Source organism: Cerasibacillus sp. (assembly GCF_036516575.1).
Lineage (GTDB): Bacteria > Bacillota > Bacilli > Bacillales > Amphibacillaceae > Cerasibacillus.
Genome location: NZ_DATBTY010000055.1, coordinates 1 through 2,268, shown reverse-complemented (window position 1 = coordinate 2,268; position 2,268 = coordinate 1). Strand labels below are relative to the sequence as shown.

At 33.4% G+C, this 2,268-nt stretch carries 2 protein-coding genes and 1 pseudogene; 1 reads left to right on the top strand and 2 read right to left on the bottom strand.

Going from position 1 to position 2,268, the window contains the following annotated elements; all coding sequences use genetic code 11:
• Window positions 1-671 (bottom strand): annotated as a pseudogene (locus tag VIG73_RS09310) (IS6 family transposase); the annotation flags it as partial.
• A gap of 72 nt (window positions 672-743) precedes the next feature.
• A complete protein-coding gene (repM, locus tag VIG73_RS09305) occupies window positions 744-1,637 on the bottom strand; it encodes a replication initiation protein RepM (RefSeq protein WP_331641253.1) in 894 nt (297 codons plus the stop codon).
• A 322-nt stretch (window positions 1,638-1,959) separates the two neighbouring features.
• Here repM and relB point away from each other — a divergent pair, with 322 nt between their 5' ends.
• Window positions 1,960-2,082, top strand: coding sequence for a type II toxin-antitoxin system RelB family antitoxin (relB, locus tag VIG73_RS09300; protein ID WP_331641251.1), 123 nt, complete (start codon window positions 1,960-1,962; stop codon window positions 2,080-2,082).
• Window positions 2,083-2,268 lie beyond the last annotated feature (186 nt).

Genomic DNA, 2,268 nt, shown 5'->3' with positions numbered 1-2,268 from the left:
GCCAACCAAAGAGTAAAAGGTAGCCACAGGATTCAAATAAAATCCTTCCGTGTGTATCTGCTTTTTATGAATCTTATGTAATGTTTCAATACCTGCTATTAATATTTGTGCAGTTTTATAGGTTTTGAATCCTAGCATGGGTCGACATCGCTTCTTAATAAACCGATGATCTTGCTCAATAATATTGTTTTTATACTTGCATTGCCTGATTTTAAAATTAAGTCCATGTGGGCTGATAAACTCCATTAAAGCAGCATGATTAGCACCGCTTTTATCGATATTAGCAGTACTTATGGATAAATTCTTTTCCATCGTTTTATTAAAGAATCTTTTAGCTGATCTTTTATCACGACGCTTACTCAACATAAAATCAATCGTATGACCTTTAGCATTCACTGCTCTATAGAGATAATGCCACTTTCCTTTGATTTTGATGTAAGTTTCATCGATATACCAAGTACCACCATATAAAGTTCTTCTTTTATGAGCATTCTTTGTAAGTAATGGTGATAATCTTAAAATCCAACGATGAATCGTAGAATGATCCACAATAATGCCTCGTTCCAACATCATTTCTTCTAGAGAGAATAAGAAAGATACCATCGCAAACATAACAAGATGATTTCAGCTGGATAATGTAAACGCTTAAATGACTCTTGAACTATTCCCATCAGCAATCCTTGTTAAGTCAATGTATTCACTGATAATATCAATTTTGATTTCTTAATGCGACAGAACCAAATTCATTGATGCTCTGAATTTTTATCAAAAATGACATGATATTCAGATCCAATACGCTTTAATAAATCAGGCCATTCTTCGCCAGGCCTTGCTAGCTTTGCCGCTTCTTGTTCAGTGATACGTTTGCGCTTTGGCTTAGAGAATATCTGATTTTGTTCATCTATCCAGTCAATCGTATTTGGATCTCTTGCGGCTTCTTTGCTTTTCAATTCAACAAAACTAAAAGAAAATCCATAAATACTGCGCCCACGTTTATGTTGTTCATACTTCACTTGGTAATTAGTAGATTCATTTATCTGTTTAATTGCCAAATCTAAAACCCTAGTCTTGAAATTACTCATACGAGTATATTCATCATCATTTAAGCCAAAAATACCTCTAAGCTCATTTAGTTCAATGATTGGTGTTTTTTTGCCCTGCATACCGCTATAAGAACTAAGAACCTCATAAAGTTTTAACGCATAAATAGATGTTAATTCAGCAATTTGTTTAATCTTATAACGAGTAAAACAACCAGATGAACGACCAACCATTTCTAAAACATCATTAGTTAATTGCATGGTTATATAACCTTTACTGGTTGAATAGCTGACTTTTTGAATCCAGCGCAACTTTACAAGCTCTTCCTTATCCCCAATCCAATAAGTGAGATAACGATTAAAGAGTCTATTAGTTGATTCTTGTAATGCTTCATATGCTGCCTCATTTGTTAAATGAAATGTCTCCGCATAATCCTTAGCACACACTTTAAATTCATGATTTGATGGAAATGCTGAGCTATTTTCTTCTTTTGAAATTTCAGCAAATACCATTTGGAGTAATCTAAATTCAGATACAGATAAGCTATAACTGGCCGTTGCTAAACTATTTGATTTAACCACTAATTCGTTTTCCATAAAAAACCTTATTTATTAGTATTTGACTACAATATAATATATTGAAGTCAAATACAAGGAAAACGTAGTCATATAACAAGGAAAACGTAGTCATATAACAGCATAAATACATGATTTTTAAAATCAAAAAGCAGTCTAAAAGTATTAAAAGTATTAAAAGTATTAAAAGAAGGCTTCGCCTTTTTTTCCCTCTTTTGGAGGGATAAAACAAAAAAACCTAAACAGTGCCCAGTAAATAGTTGTGCCAAAGTCTGCAAATTTTTTTGAAAACCTTATAACAAAGGATTATGATATACGTGTATAGCAAATACAGGAGGTTATTATGTTAGCAATACGATTACCAGATGATATTGAAGCTCGTTTAACTGCACTAGCTAATCAAACTGGCAGAACTAAAACTTATTATGCAAGAGAGGCTATTTTGGCTCATTTGGATGATTTATAAGTTTGGTAAGATTTCCTGATCAATATCCGTTTCGTTTCATCAAGTGCTTTATCGAGAGAAGTGGGGAGATCAATCTGTGTGACCTGTTCAACGTTCTCGGTTATCATTTCAGGCAAGTCGGACACTAAAATAACGGAGTCACTTATTAAGACCAGCCTTTCAATCAAGTTTTCGAGCTGGCGTACA

Excerpts from the sequence above, each read along its gene's own strand:
- repM (WP_331641253.1), bottom strand. The coding sequence starts at position 1,637 with ATGGAAAACGAATTAGTGGTTAAATCAAATAGTTTAGCAACGGCCAGT.
- relB (WP_331641251.1), top strand. The coding sequence starts at position 1,960 with ATGTTAGCAATACGATTACCAGATGATATTGAAGCTCGTTTAACTGCA.